This window comes from Paenibacillus sp. Y301 (genome assembly GCF_059445505.1).
Map to the genome: position 1 here is coordinate 105,744 of NZ_JCAIUL010000010.1, position 15,832 is coordinate 121,575.

Consider the following 15,832-nt stretch of genomic DNA (forward strand, 5'->3'; position numbering starts at 1 on the left):
TAAAAACAGCGATTTACCACGCTAAAAGGGGTGCCTTCGTCAATTGCGACGATAAGGCACCCCTTTTTGATGTTTAAGACCGATTTTAACGTCTTCCTTGGCCCGGATTCCCAATAACTCCAGGATATTGATAGTTAATTGGTTCATCAAATGTAATGTAATCTAAGTAGATCGTTAACAAGATCACTCTACGACCTGTTGCAGGCTCACTAATAATGATATGATCACGTCCCGCAGCTTCAACAATCCCTTTAAATATCTTCGCATTCCATTCTTTATTATTCTCGTAGGTCATATAGAATGTTCCGCATTTTCCCAAATTCATTCTCAAAATATTCTCTACATACGATTGCTCATACACAGGAGCATTGGTTGACACCACATTTCCCGTTGGCGTCATAGGGTTGCCACTGGCTACTTGCGGAGGCATCATATATGATCCTCCCATCATTCCTTGGTTCAACTGAGCGTTCGCCTGTGGACTCATCTGAGCATTCATTTGAGAATTCATCTGAGGACTCATCTGTGAATTCATTTGTGGGCTTACTTGTGATCCATAAGATCCACGTTCATTACCAATTTGATAATTTACCGGTTGAAAGGGTTGCATTAACATAATTAAAATTCCTCCTTATATTGAAAAACATTAAATATTACATGGATGATGTTATTAGCTTACGCTCATTCTAGTAGACTGTCGGACAGTCTTCTGCGGTTGGTGTGAAGAAGCAATGTGCTTTAAATCTTCCTGTATTTTGTTGGTTGTACCATGTGGCAGGACAATCTCCTGTTGGTCTGAAGAACCAAAGCGCGTTACTTGCAGGCCAAGTACGTTCGCCTCTTATAGCTCTTTCAGCAAGTCTGATATCTTTTTCTCGTGCTCGTTGATAAAAATAACCCTTCTGAGGAGCTTCAAATCCTCCTGGACTTTGGTAAACCATATCGTTAATGTTACGAACATTATTGAAATCCAAACAATCCCCTAATATTCGGTTCACACCAACATTGCCTACCATAAGCATGCCTAGTTCTCCATCTTCTTCCGCTTCCGCCCTCATGAGTCGTGCTAACACCTTAATATCTTCCGAATTTGCCTTAACTACTGGCATCCAATACACCTCCTTGCTCGTGAACTTTCTAACTTCACAGTATCTTATGTACATTCGCCTAGATGGTGACAACTAAAAAATAAACAATTATTTTACACCCTCATGACATTCTCCTAATATCCAAGCTTTATGCTCATTGTAGAAATAAGACTATTAGAGAGAGAGGTACTGCCGTTTATGGAAAAAGAAGTCGTCATCCAACCTACACTGAAGCATAATGTTTTCCTATCTACATTCAATACCCGCTCCTTACGTACAAATCGCTTCCTTGAACGCATACTTGCGTTTTTATTCCTTGCACCATCATTATTATTGTTTAGTACTTTTCTCTTTTACCCTCTTATCAAATCCGTATATTTAAGTATGTATTTAACTGATCCACGAGGTCGTATTGCTCAATATGTAGGTCTTCGTAATTTTACAGACTTGCTGACATCGGATCTTTTTTACAAAAGCATGACCGTTACAATAAGCTTCATCCTTTTAACTGTACCCACAGGAATCATTATTGCCCTGGTCCTTGCATGGCTAGCACAGACGCGATTACGGGGAATGTATGTTTTCCGTTTTATTTTCTCACTGCCTATGGCAATCTCCGTAGGAACAGGATCCATCATCTGGATGATTCTTTATCACCCTACGCTAGGAACGCTGAACTACTTCCTTAGCCTACTACATATCGCACCCATTAACTGGCTTACCGATCCTAGCTGGGCGCTCTTATCGATTGCAATCATGACCGTATGGATGAACTTGGGCTTTCAATTCATTGTATTACTAAGTGGTATGCAAGGCGTCTCAGATGATATCTATGATAGTGCACAGATCGATGGAGCGGGTCCACTTAAAACCTTCTTTAGCTTAACGCTTCCTCTAATCACACCTTCCATATTCTTCGTAACGGTTGTGTCTATGATTGGCGCTTTTCAATCGTTCGGGCAGATCAATATTCTAACCAAGGGAGGACCCGTGAACAGTACCAATGTCATGGTGTTCAATATCTATCAAGATGCATTTGTGAATTACCGATTTGGGATAGGTAGCGCACAAGCCCTGATTCTATTCTGTATTGTACTCATCCTCACATTGATTCAGTTCAAGTTCTTAGAGAAGAAGGTGCATTATCAATGATCATGAATCGAACGAATCGAATTCTACTTTATATTGCACTGCTCATGGCATCCTGTCTCATTTTATTTCCGATGCTATATACACTGTCCTCTTCACTTATGACCAATAGTGAATCCGCAACCTATCCACCTAGATTGTTACCAAGTCATCTTAATTGGGAGAATTATATCCAGGTCGTGCAGACGATTCCCGTTTTACGATTCATTGAGAACAGCTTCATTGTGTCCACACTTATTATGCTTGGACAGATCATTACTGCAAGTACGGCTGCCTATGCTTTTGCATTCCTTCGCTTTCCTGGTAAGACTTGTCTATTTGCCTTGTTCCTTGCTACGATGATGATCCCATGGGAGGTCATTATGATTCCCAATTATCTGACTATTAAAAGTTGGAACCTACTTGATAGTTATACAGGGTTAATTCTTCCCTTTGTTGCTTCTGCTTTCGGTACGTTTTTATTAAGACAATCCTTCTTACAGTTGCCTCGGGAATTGTTCGAAGCTGCACGTATAGATGGTTGTGGACATATTCGAATCTTTCTTTCACTGGTACTACCTCTCTCTACACCAGCAATCGCTACACTTGGCGTATATTCATTTTTGAATCATTGGAATATGTACTTATGGCCACTGCTTATTACGAACAAAGAAGAAATGCGGACGGTTCAGATCGGGATCAGCATGCTCCAGTTTGAAGAAATGACGTCGTGGAATCTGGTCTTAGCAGGTGTAGTTACTGTTCTCATCCCTTCTCTATTGCTACTGGTTGTTGGTCTAAAGCCCCTTGTACGAGGCATTACGGCTGGAGCACTTAAGGGCTAGATTCTGTAAATAACTTCAATGAGATTCTTCTTCACGCGATCCGGTATTAGATTATTCCATTTGAGGGATAGTTCTAATTTCAGATAAAAATATGATCCAATAAGGGAGAGAACAAAGAACTCATGAAATCAAAAGCAATGCGTAGACGACCCATGGCACTACTTATCATCGTATGGATGATGTTGCTGACTTCTGCATGCGGATCGACAGTAAGTAATAATGCATCAAAGGAAACCGCATTAGCTACTTCAAGTAGTGAAACTCCGACTGAAACGGTAAAGAAAACAGCACCTGTTAAAGTTGTATGGTGGCATTCCATGAGTGGAGAATTAGGACAGACATTGGATCAACTGGTCTCAGATTTCAACAACGCACAACAAGATGTTCAAGTCGAAGCGGTGTACCAAGGAACCTACGATGAGAGCTTAAATAAGTTAAAAGCAGCTATGGATTCAGATAGTAGTCCAACGTTAATGCAGGTATATGAGATTGGTAGTCGGTTCATGATCGATACCAAAGCAGTAACTCCAATGCAAACATTCATCGATAAAGAAAACTATGACACGACTTCATTAGAACCTAATATTTTGAACTATTACACGTTTGATAATCAATTGTATTCGATGCCATTTAACACTTCTAACCCTATTCTTTATTACAATAGGGATGCTTTCAAAGCTGCCGGATTGGATCCTAAGAAACCTCCAACCACATATGCAGAATTCGAAAAAACGGCAAAATTATTAACTAGTGACGGACAAACAGGAGCCTCCTTTGCCATCTATGGTTGGTTTCTGGAACAATTGCTTGCGAATCAAGGAAAAGAGCTCATCGATAATGGTAATGGCCGTACATCACCAGCGACTTCATCCTTATTAAATAGTGAAGCAAGTATCTCAACGCTAACGTGGTGGAAACAAATGTTGGATGACAAGTCGATCATAAATCTTGGCCGTAAGACAGACGATACCAAGAAAGCATTCGCTGCAGGACAAATTGCCATGACGCTTGATTCTACAGCTTCTCTTCGTGGGATCGTTAGTTCAACAGAAGGGAAATTCGAAGTGGGTACAGCCTTCTTACCTACACCTGAAGGAGCGAAGGATGGTGGTGTTGTCGTAGGTGGTGCAAGCTTATGGATTATGAATAATCGTTCGGACGAAGAACAACAAGGCGCATGGGAATTCATTAAATTCCTAGCACAACCAGCAACGCAAGCATTCTGGCATATCAACACAGGATACTTCCCGATCACTCAGAAGGCCTATGACGAGCAGACAGTTAAAGATAATTTATCTAAATATCCTCAGTTCCAAACAGCTGTCGACCAGCTTCATCAGACGAAGGCAAATCTAGCTACACAAGGGGCAGTTATGGGTGTATTCCCTGAAGCGCGTCAGTTAACGGAGACTGCCATTGAGGAAGTATTAAATAATAATAAGTCACCTCAACAAGCACTAGACGATGCAGCTAAGTCCATTACTAGCAAGATACAGGAGTATAATCAAACAGTCAGTCAATAGGTTTAGTAATGAAGAAGACAGCACTCATTCACCTCTATTAGCGAGGAACGGAGTGCTGTCTTCTTCAGTTCATTCTTCATACATCATTTTTCGTGTCATGCCACCATCTAATACAACATTGGTACCTGTTATGAAGGAGTTATCTGGATCCGTTAAGTAAAGACAGGTGCGAGCAACATCTTCAGGGGTTCCCACACGTCCAGCAGGATGTTGTTCGTGATCTAAGGCGCTGAGTGCTTTGTAATCCTGTGTCTCGATCCAGCCAGGGCTGATACTATTCACTCGAATCCCTTCTTTTCCAAGAGAGATAGCCATCGCATGAGACAATGCAAGAATTGCCCCCTTAGATGCTGCGTATGCTTCAGAATCAGGTTCAGACATTATGGAGCGTGTTGAAGAAATGTTTACGATTGCACCTCTCGTCCCTTGACTCTTCATGATCTTCGCAGCTTCACGTGTCGCTAGAAAACAGCTTCGAGCATTTGTGTTTAATACATCATCCCATTCATCCACGGTTAATTCAAAAGGAGACTTGAAGCGGGAAACACCCGCATTATTGATCAAAATATCGATCGTTCCGAATTCCTCCATAGTTAATGCCATGAGCCGCTGAATATCTTCTTCTAACCTCACATCACAGGGAATGAATATGGCTGTTCCACCCTCTTGGCGAATTGTTGCTGCGGTTGTTTCACCTTTTACAGCATCTAGATCTGCTACGACGACTCGTGCGCCTCTCGTGGCATACATGTTGGCGATACCTTGTCCAATGCCTTGTGCTGCACCAGTTATTACGACTACTTTATTTTCAAAAGACATGATTAACTAGCCTCCTCTTCTAATCAATAAAAAAATTTAGATTTATTATGACATCTTTAATGCTACTACAGAAATAACTAATCTTCTAATCCAATCAGGATATATACAAAACAGAAAAAACCGCCTTATGATTAAGGCAGTTGTAGGTATTACTCTATTACTCATATCCCCTTCGTCCAGAACGTGCATCATCCTGTGTGGTGAACCTAGGATTACGATGGAATCCCATATAACGAGTTCCCTGAAACGTTAGTTGCCCCTGATCACCTTCCGCACAAAGACCATACTCATCCCCATTGACAGTGAACTCTATCCGATCTCCACTACCCACTTCAAAGGTTATATAATAACTAGTACGAGTGTAACTTGTTACCTGATCATTCTGTTGGTTATTGTGTTGCTTCACTTCAATACGCTTACTCACAATACAAGAGTCTACAGTAAGTAAAGGCTGTCTATTGTTGTTATTCCATTGTAATATGCTCTTTCCAACACTCAATAACAGAATAGCTACAATTACAATGATAAAGATCGGCATGACGGTTCCTACAAAATCGAACATCCAAAAAGAGTCTAATCCCATCCTTCTCCCCCTTTCATACTAACGCCAACTTGGGTTTAACTTCCCGTATAAATGGATACTTCAAAGTTGTGCATTATCCTAACAATCTTCGAAAGTATTGGCGTGGAGAGGGAATGCAACTTATGTAACGTATGATCTCCATAATTTACTGACATCGTTATACACTATTGGACTCTCCACTAACATGTATATGCGATGTACTTGCCAAGCATATCAATTATTGATCAATTCTTCGCAAATCTTATTAAACATATCTAGACACAAAAAAGATGAGTATCACAAAGCTCAAATGCACACTTCGTGTTACTCATCACGTTACTATCCTATTTATAAATATATTATGCATGAACCATTTGTAACAAAACTTGTGTTTCGTTCATTTCTTCTTGATCAGCCAACATTCCTTGTTCTGACCAACAAGCTTGGCATTTTTCTTCAGAATCACATAAATGAGCATCCTCACATGTATAGCAGAATTGAAGTAATTTTTTACTAGTTACGTCGGTTTCATTATTGAAATTTGTCATCTTGCCCACTCCATTCTCTTATCTATCTTGTTTACAAACTAAAGATACCATAAATATAAAGTATTTATTGTGATTAATTTCACATACTTGCATTAAATTTAAAACTTTATTATTTTCATCTTAATATGACCTCATAAATAACGCTTAGCACCCCGTAGCTGACATAAGCCAGTCCATCGCTGCCCTAAGAATAACAACCAGTAGAGCGTAATCCACTGTACGGAGAGATTCATTTAAATAGTTTACTTGATGCATCTGAAAACGTACTGGTGATATGGGATCTACGATGTAACAGGAGTTTTTCCTGCTAATATGACTGTGTAGACCCATAAGAGTTCCTCCAACTGGAGATTCTCCTGCTAACTGAAATACGTAACCACCCATCGATCGTAACTCCAATTTATGGACTAATATCTCTGTACTCTGGTAACCGGGGTTGATCACCATCATCACTCCCTCCGTGTTTCCGGTATCTACACCATTCCCGCTCCCGTTAACTATTCCACTAAGTTACCTTCACCGTTCAAAGTCACTGTTTCCGTTACAATAACTATTCACCGTTACTATGAAATTCACCGCTCCCACTAACTATTTCTGATCCTTCGGACCTTTCTATGCTCCCACTCATTCATCAGCCTCAGTTCTCCTAGTCCCCATATCTAACCAATTTCAGTATATAAGAATCAGAGTTGTTACAATATTCAATCCTCAAGAGCCAGTTGGCCTGGGTTCGATTGAGTTAAATTTGGTTAGATTGAGTTAGAGCTCGGTTAGATTTAGGTTGTATTTGATTGTATTTACCTAGGTTTGGCTGTGCTTATTTTGGTTGTCTTGTTTAGGTTCGATTGTACTTCCTTGGGTTTAACTGTGTGCTTATTTGGTTGTACTTGCTTTACATCGGTTGTACTTGGAAATAATCCTCTATTACTTAGCATCTCTTTATCTTATAGTACTTTCCAAGTTATGCCCCCGTCCAAAGTCTGTAACAACAGTGAACGCTTATTATCCGTATTCTCTAACAATATCCAGCCTGACTTAGATGAGATGAATTCGAATTTAACGACACTTGGATACATCTTGATATAATCTTGTAGTGTTCTACTAGTAGCTAACGCTTCCCAAGTCTTTCCTTGATTTAACGTGTGATAGACAACCGAATCCTGTAAATACCAACCTTCATTTTGATTCAAAAAGACAGGAGGCAACATTTGATTCAATCCTTGTGACCAATTCAGGTTAAATGATTTCAACTGCCATGTCACACCTTGATCCGACGTGAAATATCCGTTGAATTTTGTCTTATCCCCTACTGTACATGCCAGAGGTATAAACCCATTATCTCCTGATTTTTCTTTGAATTGAGGATTACCCAACTCCAATGTACTACAAGTACTCATTTTAGTGGTATCCACGAAATTGGGCACTGATAACCACGAACTCCCTCCGTCATCAGTGGTATATAACGAGGAACTCCCTAATTCTTGAAGCGTGACAAATCCACGAAGCGGATCAATAAATGTCATACCCTCTAAGTAACCATCATAAGAAATGGACTTCTCCGTATCTTTTGAAGCGTTGGGTGACCCTGTATTCTGCATTACCTTTTTCCAAGTTCCGCCACCATCATCCGTTCTAAATAGATATTTCTCCTCTTGCCCCATCGAAGCAGCCGAAGAAGTTAGAATCCATCCCCGAGCCATTGATATGAAGGAAATTCCCTTTATCGTATCTGATTTAGGTAAGGAGGATATCCTCCATTGTTTACCAGAATTTGTTGTCCGTAGAACTACGGTTTCATTCTTTCCTTCGCCATTACGAACAACCCAGCCATTATTTTCATCTAAGAAGAATACATCTGTTCCGTAGCTAGGATTCTTTGTAAACTGCACATTCGCTGCAGGAGAAATATTAATCCAGGTTTCGCCCCGATCCTCTGTAAGATAGAGCCTCAACGAGTTTCTCGTTAATCCCCACGCTAGCCCAGTAGTATCGTTTATAAGGTGAAAGTCCACTAACCGAGTCTGAATCTGATATTGTTCTTGTTCTTTGGTGACAGTTTCCACATTGGACACATCTGGGGTAACTACATTTAAAGTCTGTCCCAGCTCACTGGTATCTTCTTGTTCTTGCGCAGGTTGTGTATCTATAACAGCATTATTATTGGAGCAAGCCGTAAGTAGCAGACCCAATAGGATGACAATTTGAGCGTATTTATGTCGTTGTAATTTCATTAGTTTTGCCTCCATCCATTACCGATTCTGAAAAATCATGATTCAGCTTAACCTCTCAGAATACCCTTCGTTTTAAAACAGAAGGTTTATTGATGCTTAATCTAAGTGAATATTATATCATATTAAGTGAAATGCATAGTTGATTACTAGAAAAAAACAAGATCCAGTCAACCTTATAGTTAACACTATAAACTAATCATTCAATAAATTATAGATTATGGTTAACATAATCTTTCTATACACAAAAGCAGCTCTTAACATCGAGCTGCTTCTGGAATGATATGCTGTAATCTCAGAAAATCACTTATTCAACTTACTATGTCTATATCCGTACAAGAAATATATGATCATACCAATAATTAACCATATTAAGAATCCCTGCCATGTTTCTTTACTTAAATTGAACATTAAATAGAAACATGCCGCAGCACTCAATAGTGGGATAAAGGGTACCCATGGCACTTTAAAACCTCTAGGTAAGTCTGGATTGGAAATTCGCATAAAGATGATTCCTAATGAAACAACTGCAAATGCGAATAACGTTCCAATACTCGTTAGACTAGCCAGCTTGTCCAATGGAATTAACCCAGCAAGTATAGCAATCAGAATACCTGTTATCCATGTACTTACAACCGGAACTTGTGTCTTCGTATTAATACGGGAGATCACCTGTGGCAGCATCCCATCACGAGAAATAGCAAACAACAAACGCGATTGACCATATAGTAGTACTAAGAGTACGGTGGTCATACCTGCTATCGCACCTAATGATATGAGTCCAGCCACCAAGTTCTGATCAACAAATCGTAATGCGAAAGCAACAGGATCTGTCACGTTAAGTTGTCCAAAGGGAACAATGCCTGTAATAACTAGAGATACCACGATATAAAGAATCGTACATATAGCAAGCGAAGAAATGATCCCAATGGGTAGATCTCTTTGAGGATTCTTCACTTCTTCTGCAGCTGTTGATAAGGCATCGAACCCTATATATGCAAAAAACACAGCGGCCGCACCATTGAAGACACCCGTCATCCCATAGGGTAGAAATGGGGACCAATTCGAAGGTTTCACATAAAAAATACCAACACCAATAAATAATAAAATAACTGCAATCTTAATCACAACCATAATGGTATTGAATCGAGCCGTTTCCTGTATTCCTCTCGTCAACATAAAACAAATTAAGAGAATAATTAGAACTGCAGGAAGATCAATGTAAGTTCCCTTCGACATATTAAAGGGTCCAGAAATGGCTGTAGGCAAGTGAATACCAAAACCATCTAATAACCCCTTTAAGTAACCAGACCAACCACTAGCCACGGCTGCGCCTGCGACACCGTATTCAAGTGCAAGGTCCCATCCTAGAATCCATGCAAACACTTCACCAAATGCGGTATAGCTATATGCATATGCGCTTCCTGATACAGGTACAGACGAAGCAAACTCCGAGTAACATAAAGCCGCAAGCACACACGCTATAGCTGCAACTACAAAGGATAGAACTAATCCGGGTCCTGCATGTTCAGCAGCTGCAACTCCTGTAAGAACAAATATACCCGTTCCAATAATGGCTCCGACGCCTAGGATAGTAAGGTCCATCGCGCCCAATGACTTTCTTAATGTTGCTGACTGATCTTTAGAATTCCCTTCTTCAATGTAACTGGATGCTGATTTTTTTCGAAATAAGTCCATGTTCTCTCTCCTTATTGCTTCTTGTGCCGCTGATTATTATCTTCTTTTATTATGTACGATGTCAATTACAAAAAAACGGAAATTAGAAATATCATCGACATATCCAGCATTTCCCTCATTATTATTGTTAAAAACGCAAAAAAAAACAGCACATAGGGCTGCTCTCGATCTATATCTATGATTATGATTCAACAATGAGTTCAACTTTACAATAACGATGTTTATCTTTCTCAAGAAGGGTAAATGTCACATTCTCATGTTGCCATTGATCTCCTTCTTCTAGTTCAGAATGATGACCATATAGCCATCCACCTATAGAATCCCACTCTTCCGTATCAAACTCAGTTGGGAGTAGGTTATTAATATGCATTAACGATACTTTACCATCCGCGATAATATGATTATCAGCGACTTTTGTGATTTCCTGCTCTTCTTCACCATCAAATTCATCGCGAATCTCGCCAACGATCTGTTCTAATATATCTTCGATGGTAACCATACCCGAGGTTCCACCGTATTCATCCACTAGAATGGCAATATGAGTGCTTTCTCTTTGCATTTTCTTTAACAATGCGTCTACAGAAGCCGTCTCAGGAACTGACATCACAGGTTGCATCAAGGTTGAAACTTCAACATTAGGGTTATCATCATAAGCTAAGAAAAATTGCTTCGTATTAATAATCCCGATAATGTTATCCTTATTCTCGTGTGCTACTGGAAATCGAGTATATTGCTCTCTCTTGATAATCTCCATATTTTCCTTTTGGGTCTTATCTGTATATAAGCACACCATATCTGTACGAGGTACAAGAATATCCTTTGCCAGCATGTTATCAAAAGCAAAAATCCGATTTACATACCCGAGTTCATTCTTGTTGATCTTACCACTTTCGTAACTTTCATTTATTATAATCTGAAGCTCTTCCTCGGAATGGGCTTCTTCATGTTCTGATGCAGGCTTGATCCCGATCATTTTAACTAATTGATTAGCCGAACCATTTAAAGTCCATATGAAGGGTCTCATCACTTTGTCAAACAATATGATAGGTTGGGCAGTTAATAATGCAATGGTCTCCGTTTTCCGTATAGCAATCGTCTTAGGTGCCAATTCACCTACTACGACGTGCAAGTACGTAATAACAACGAATGCAATAACGAACGAAATGAAATCATTTAAGCCTTGAGCTAGTTGCATTTTCGCAAATAAAGGATGTAGAATACTTTCTACTGTTGGCTCACCCAACCAACCTAGTCCGAGTGACGTAATCGTAATACCCAATTGACAAGCAGATAAGTAACCATCTAAATTGTCTAGTACCCTTTTTACAGCCGATGCATTCTTTCTACCTTCACTGATCATTTGATCCACTCGACTTGAACGAAGACGTACCATAGCGAATTCCACCGCTACGAAAAAAGCTGTTAATGCAATTAATATAGCGATTAAAAATAGATTTAACCCCGGCCTGCCACTTTCCACTACTTCATCTTCTCCTTTAAAAATATTATGATTTTTATAGTTACAAGATATAATTATACATCGATCACGGTTTTTTTACAAAAATATTGTCTAATTTAAGGTTGAGTGGTTGCCAATTTCAATCCTAATCCTATATATATGGCAGAAGCCGTAACATTAGAATATTCACTAAATTTAGGTCTGGCCAATAATTTATGACTGAAAGTCCCTGCAAAATAGGCGAGTATTGAAAAAATGACACCAGATAAGACTAGGAAAATCAACCCTAAAACAATCATTTGAAGTGGGACATACCCGGTTGTATAATCAACAAATTGCGGTAGAAAAGTAAGGAAAAATATAGCGACCTTTGGATTAAGGACATTCATAGTAAGCCCTCTAAGCAATAAACTCCGCTGCCCTTTCGGCTGACTCGCATTCAACTGGATAGGACTCTTACGATATTTAATAGACTTAAAGGCTAGGTAGAACAAATAAAGAGCCCCCGCCCATTTAAATAGGCTGAATGCAGTTGCAGATGTCGTAACAATAATAGAAAGTCCCAGTGCTGCGGCTAAGGTGTGAACGATACTTCCAAGACTTAATCCCACAGCCGTGTAGACTCCCGCTTTCCTTCCATTGGTCATTCCCTGTGTAACAGCAAATATAAGATCAGGACCTGGTATGAGGATCAATAAGATGGAAGCACCGATAAATATCATAAGTGAAGATAATGTAAACATGTGTTTAAATCCTTTCTTGTGCTTATTTTAGATGAATGAATTAATGTTAGAGCGAATATGACCTCAAGAGATTGTGTTGCTTCAACTGCAGCTAATTGTGAAAGGTTCCCTCTGACGCGTGTAACCCCTCATCTTTTAGACCGCATAGCGAACATATGTTCCATCGTCTTCAAATTGCTCTTTTAATTCCGGTATCACTATGCTTCAGTCTCGTATTAGTAGCTACAAAACCAATATATTGCATCTAAATCCTCCAAACAAGACAATTTATGGGTGTAATCCTCCTTGATGATTAAAAATGAGAATTATTCGAGGTTCGAACATATGTTCTAATGAGTGCAAAACGACCATAAAAAGTGATTTATTGTGTTTGGACCTTCGATCTTGAAGCTAGGAAATATATAAATGAAGTAGATAGAAAAAGTATTGGTTAACATAATATTTATTATGTTAACCAATACTGTTCGTTCATTTTTTAGCATCACTTTTAATTCCTACATCCTCACTTTTTCATTCTTTTCCTCTTCAATATCCTGTTCACTTATAGAAAATGAAGGTAATTCCAAAGTGAGTCTGGACATCGCTTCCTCTTTCTCACGACTCGTAATATGGGTATACACCGTAGTCGTCTGAATGGAGGAATGACCTAATAACTCCTGAACGGTTCTCAGATCTGCTCCCTTTCGTAGCAACATCGTGGCAAAAGAATGGCGCAACTTATGGCTGGAATAAGGTATTCGTTGCATCGGTTGGATATCACTCTGAAACCGATCGAACGTATCCGATGCCGCTTGTTGAATCGATCGAATCGATAACCGACGACCCTTTTGTGAGATAAACATCGCTACCTCTTTATTACGCTTAGGCTCAATACGTTCGCTCACTGCCCGCTCCAATACAGGACATACCGATTCAGGAACGGGAACTGTTCGCCATTTACGCCCTTTACCAAATACACTAAGTAATCGACCCTCCGAATTGAAATCACTTAAGTTCAGCGTATGCACTTCACCTACACGCAGACCCATGTATGCCATTAAAAGAAAGATTGCTAAATTACGGTCACGATGTTTTCCTTCCACCGCACTAAAGAACCTTTGCATTTCAGATTCCTCTAAATAGACGGGTGCACGATACTTGTCTGTTTTTGATTTCTTGATACCTACTGCAGGATTTACGTTATGTAGTTCCAATTCCATTAACGCTTTAAAAAAACATGAAACTGAAGCATGTTTACGATTACGTGTAGAATCACTTACGCCACGTTCACGGACAGATGATAAATAAGATACAACATGGAATTTCCTAACACTGTCTAATGACTTTCCATTGAGTGAAGCCAAAAATTCATGTACATCTCCGAGATACGATTTCTGTGTGTAAGTTGTATACCCGGCGTCTTTCATCCAGATTAAAAAACCATCCAACGCTTCTTCATAAACTTCTGTCCATTCGTTCACGGGTAGTCACTCCCTTTCTTCACTGTTATCTCTTCGTAGAAATTAATTTTAACATGAAGTTCAGTCGTTAGCACAATTAGTTCATTTTAGAGAAAGAACTTACGCGATTTGAACAAAATCCATTTTGGTATCATTTTTTCCAATAAAAGGTTACAAATAACGTGAGATAGCGGCCGTGATCCACTTAACAAATCCATTTAAATCAAAACAGCGTATAATTTAAGTTATACGCAATTATTTTAATGCGTTTTTTATGAGTTATTCTATATACTTCGTGACAAACTAAACCATATTGAAGATAATGATAAAGTGGTGATTTACACGAGAACACGTACTATAAAACAGCATAATACATAGGAGGTATGTTCCTTGGCAGGATCCAAGACTCAAGCAGCACCCATCGCTTCTACTGCATCGACCGTATATCCTATACTGTTTGCGATCAGTATTGTCCATCTATTGAACGACACGATGCAGTCAACCGTCTCCGCTCTTTTTCCAATCCTGAAGGATTCCATGAGTTTATCCTTTAGTCAGATTGGTCTAATAGCCTTCGCTATGAATATTACAGCTTCTCTTCTACAACCGGTTGTAGGAATGTTCGCAGATATTCGACCGCGCCCTTACATATTGCCTATTGGCGTATGTTTCACTTTGCTAGGTATCATCATGTTATCTATCGCTCCGAATTTCGCAATCGTATTACTCTCGGTTATATCTATCGGAATAGGATCGGCTGTATTCCATCCAGAATCATCTCGCGTTGCATTCTTGGCCAGTGGCGGGAAACGAGGGCTGTCACAGTCAATTTTCCAAGTTGGAGGTAATATTGGGAGTGCATTAGGCCCAATTATGACCGCCCTTATATTCGTCAAAATCGGTCAATTCGGTGTGATCTGGTTCACGACTGCAGCTGTAGTGGCTATTATTATCCAATATAAAGTAGCTCAATGGTACGGAAAGCAACCGTTACGCATAAAACCCGTTAAGACTAAGCCTTTGTCCACAGATGTCCGTCCAACCGGGTTAAGTCGCGCGCATGTCATATGGACGATTGTTATCTTAGTATTTCTCGTTTTTTCAAAAAATGTATACATGTCTAGCATCACTTCTTACTACACGTTCTTCTTAATTGAAACGCAAGGTGTAACCGTACAACATGCACAGTATTTCTTATTTGCATTCCTTGCAGCGGCAGCTGTGGGTACGTTTTTTGGGGGTCCTTTATCTGACCGATTTGGACGGAGAAATATTATATGGGTGTCCATATTAGGAACAGCCCCCTTCTCTATCGCACTTCCACACGTATCACTGGGATTAGCTGCAGTTATGAGTATTTGTGCAGGGTTCATTCTGTCCTCAGCTTTCTCGATCATCGTGGTATACGCTCAAGAATTAGTACCTGGTAAAATAGGTTTGATCTCCGGATTGTTCTTCGGCTTAGCATTTGGTCTTGGAGGATTAGGCTCAGCAGTCATGGGGAATATTGCGGATTTCACTAGCATCCCGTTCATCATGAACATCTCATCCTACTTACCTTTACTCGGTATACTAGCTGTATTTCTACCTAAAGATGAAGAACTCGGCAACTAAAATGAAGTTAAAAGAAAAGCTGGTAGTGCAAACCGATGATTCGGAATGCGCTGCCAGCTTTTCTTATATGGATAATGTCCTTTTGTGATGAACATGATAATATACATAAGATAAGACCTATAATTGAACTCGGCACTA

At 39.6% G+C, this 15,832-nt stretch carries 15 protein-coding genes; 4 read left to right on the plus strand and 11 right to left on the minus strand.

The features are described 5' to 3' along the window. Window positions 1-85: 85 nt before the first annotated feature. Together gerQ and AC1D69_RS17640 are read right to left on the minus strand one after the other, a co-directional pair. Window positions 86-619, minus strand: a complete 534-nt coding sequence (gene gerQ / locus AC1D69_RS17635) for a spore coat protein GerQ (protein WP_495457521.1) — start codon at window positions 617-619, stop codon at window positions 86-88. A 67-nt stretch (window positions 620-686) separates the two neighbouring features. After that, entirely contained in the window at window positions 687-1,109 is a 423-nt protein-coding gene (locus AC1D69_RS17640; protein WP_495457459.1) for a cell wall hydrolase, read from the minus strand. 129 nt (window positions 1,110-1,238) lie between these two features. Between AC1D69_RS17640 and AC1D69_RS17645 the strand changes: the two genes are divergently transcribed. The 3 genes from AC1D69_RS17645 to AC1D69_RS17655 all read left to right on the plus strand — a co-directional run bounded on the left by AC1D69_RS17645 (window position 1,239) and on the right by AC1D69_RS17655 (window position 4,584). Beyond that, window positions 1,239-2,240 carry a carbohydrate ABC transporter permease gene (locus AC1D69_RS17645; protein ID WP_495457460.1) on the plus strand — a complete coding sequence of 334 codons (1,002 nt, stop codon included), beginning with the start codon at window positions 1,239-1,241 and terminating at the stop codon, window positions 2,238-2,240. After that, entirely contained in the window at window positions 2,237-3,061 is an 825-nt protein-coding gene (locus AC1D69_RS17650) for a carbohydrate ABC transporter permease (protein WP_495457461.1), read from the plus strand. Before AC1D69_RS17645 ends, AC1D69_RS17650 begins: the two co-directional genes overlap by 4 nt. Window positions 3,062-3,183: 122 nt before the next feature. Next, window positions 3,184-4,584, plus strand: coding sequence for an ABC transporter substrate-binding protein (locus tag AC1D69_RS17655; protein WP_495457462.1), 1,401 nt, complete (start codon window positions 3,184-3,186; stop codon window positions 4,582-4,584). A gap of 69 nt (window positions 4,585-4,653) precedes the next feature. Here AC1D69_RS17655 and AC1D69_RS17660 read toward each other — a convergent pair whose 3' ends face one another. The 9 genes from AC1D69_RS17660 to AC1D69_RS17700 form a co-directional block, all read right to left on the minus strand. Continuing rightward, complete coding sequence (locus tag AC1D69_RS17660) at window positions 4,654-5,403, minus strand: SDR family NAD(P)-dependent oxidoreductase (protein WP_495457463.1); 750 nt, start codon at window positions 5,401-5,403, stop codon at window positions 4,654-4,656. Window positions 5,404-5,560: 157 nt separating this feature from the next. Then, on the minus strand, window positions 5,561-5,986 hold the full coding sequence (locus tag AC1D69_RS17665) for a DUF2500 domain-containing protein (RefSeq protein WP_495457464.1): 426 nt from the start codon (window positions 5,984-5,986) through the stop codon (window positions 5,561-5,563). 338 nt (window positions 5,987-6,324) lie between these two features. After that, window positions 6,325-6,513, minus strand: a complete 189-nt coding sequence (locus AC1D69_RS17670; protein ID WP_495457465.1) for a hypothetical protein — start codon at window positions 6,511-6,513, stop codon at window positions 6,325-6,327. A gap of 144 nt (window positions 6,514-6,657) precedes the next feature. Then, entirely contained in the window at window positions 6,658-6,963 is a 306-nt protein-coding gene (locus AC1D69_RS17675) for a hypothetical protein (protein WP_495457466.1), read from the minus strand. 494 nt (window positions 6,964-7,457) lie between these two features. Continuing rightward, window positions 7,458-8,744, minus strand: a complete 1,287-nt coding sequence (locus tag AC1D69_RS17680; RefSeq protein WP_495457467.1) for a WD40/YVTN/BNR-like repeat-containing protein — start codon at window positions 8,742-8,744, stop codon at window positions 7,458-7,460. A gap of 300 nt (window positions 8,745-9,044) precedes the next feature. Next, window positions 9,045-10,439 (minus strand): branched-chain amino acid transporter BcaP, encoded by a 1,395-nt coding sequence (bcaP, locus tag AC1D69_RS17685; protein WP_495457468.1) that lies wholly within the window; start codon window positions 10,437-10,439, stop codon window positions 9,045-9,047. A gap of 181 nt (window positions 10,440-10,620) precedes the next feature. Then, window positions 10,621-11,919, minus strand: a complete 1,299-nt coding sequence (locus tag AC1D69_RS17690; protein WP_495457469.1) for a hemolysin family protein — start codon at window positions 11,917-11,919, stop codon at window positions 10,621-10,623. A 95-nt stretch (window positions 11,920-12,014) separates the two neighbouring features. Continuing rightward, window positions 12,015-12,641, minus strand: a complete 627-nt coding sequence (locus AC1D69_RS17695) for a LysE family translocator (RefSeq protein WP_495457470.1) — start codon at window positions 12,639-12,641, stop codon at window positions 12,015-12,017. Window positions 12,642-13,135: 494 nt separating this feature from the next. Then, the gene (locus AC1D69_RS17700) at window positions 13,136-14,047 is read right to left on the minus strand and encodes a tyrosine-type recombinase/integrase (protein WP_495457522.1); all 912 of its coding nucleotides are present in this window, start codon (window positions 14,045-14,047) and stop codon (window positions 13,136-13,138) included. 423 nt (window positions 14,048-14,470) lie between these two features. Here AC1D69_RS17700 and AC1D69_RS17705 point away from each other — a divergent pair, with 423 nt between their 5' ends. Beyond that, a complete protein-coding gene (locus tag AC1D69_RS17705; protein WP_495457471.1) occupies window positions 14,471-15,694 on the plus strand; it encodes an MFS transporter in 1,224 nt (407 codons plus the stop codon). Window positions 15,695-15,832: the final 138 nt, after the last annotated feature.

Bases quoted from the DNA above. Each gene is read 5' to 3' on its own strand.
- AC1D69_RS17640 (WP_495457459.1), bottom strand. From the start codon at position 1,109: ATGCCAGTAGTTAAGGCAAATTCGGAAGATATTAAGGTGTTAGCACGA.
- AC1D69_RS17645 (WP_495457460.1), top strand. From the start codon at position 1,239: ATGCTCATTGTAGAAATAAGACTATTAGAGAGAGAGGTACTGCCGTTT.
- AC1D69_RS17650 (WP_495457461.1), top strand. From the start codon at position 2,237: ATGATCATGAATCGAACGAATCGAATTCTACTTTATATTGCACTGCTC.
- AC1D69_RS17655 (WP_495457462.1), top strand. From the start codon at position 3,184: ATGAAATCAAAAGCAATGCGTAGACGACCCATGGCACTACTTATCATC.
- AC1D69_RS17660 (WP_495457463.1), bottom strand. From the start codon at position 5,403: ATGTCTTTTGAAAATAAAGTAGTCGTAATAACTGGTGCAGCACAAGGC.
- AC1D69_RS17665 (WP_495457464.1), bottom strand. From the start codon at position 5,986: ATGGGATTAGACTCTTTTTGGATGTTCGATTTTGTAGGAACCGTCATG.
- AC1D69_RS17670 (WP_495457465.1), bottom strand. From the start codon at position 6,513: ATGACAAATTTCAATAATGAAACCGACGTAACTAGTAAAAAATTACTT.
- AC1D69_RS17675 (WP_495457466.1), bottom strand. From the start codon at position 6,963: ATGATGGTGATCAACCCCGGTTACCAGAGTACAGAGATATTAGTCCAT.
- AC1D69_RS17680 (WP_495457467.1), bottom strand. From the start codon at position 8,744: ATGAAATTACAACGACATAAATACGCTCAAATTGTCATCCTATTGGGT.
- bcaP (WP_495457468.1), bottom strand. From the start codon at position 10,439: ATGGACTTATTTCGAAAAAAATCAGCATCCAGTTACATTGAAGAAGGG.
- AC1D69_RS17695 (WP_495457470.1), bottom strand. From the start codon at position 12,641: ATGTTTACATTATCTTCACTTATGATATTTATCGGTGCTTCCATCTTA.
- AC1D69_RS17700 (WP_495457522.1), bottom strand. From the start codon at position 14,047: ATGAAAGACGCCGGGTATACAACTTACACACAGAAATCGTATCTCGGA.